Here is a 433-nt window from a genome sequence, read left to right as displayed (position 1 = left end):
CACCGCGTATGGTCGTCGCCTGCGTCCGTTGTGTATACGTGACTGCTCTTGGAGTCTGGCAATTACTTTTTCCGCTGCGCGTAACGCTCTGATCCGTTCCTGTGCCTCCGCCAATTCATTCTTTAGCTGCCCCACTTCCCTTTCTTTTTCCTTTATCAGCTCTTCAACCTTCTCCGGCGGTATGTCTGTTTTAATCTTCATCTGTTCAAGCCACTGTTTAGCCTGATAAAGTTTCGATAATTCACTTTGGTATTTTGTCTTAAAGCCTCGCTTAAATAGCGGGTTTTGCTTTTGGTATGCCTGGGCAACTGTCTCATATTTTTGGTAATCTCTCAGATATTCCTCTGCTTCCCTATAGTGGCCAATTTTCTGCTCCAGCGAATCTATCAGGTCTGATATACTATCGCACTTTTTTTCCAAATCGTCTGCGCTC

At 45.3% G+C, this 433-nt stretch carries 1 protein-coding gene; it reads right to left on the bottom strand.

Annotated features, from left to right (window positions below; translation table 11 throughout):
- Window positions 1-433, bottom strand: a 433-nt coding sequence (locus RX395_RS10160; RefSeq protein ID WP_316367406.1) for a hypothetical protein, incomplete at both ends; no start/stop codon positions are given.

The organism is Collinsella aerofaciens, assembly GCF_032584215.1.
Lineage (GTDB): Bacteria > Actinomycetota > Coriobacteriia > Coriobacteriales > Coriobacteriaceae > Collinsella.
Note: the sequence above shows the minus strand (reverse complement) of the source record. Positions and strands in the feature narration are given on the sequence as shown.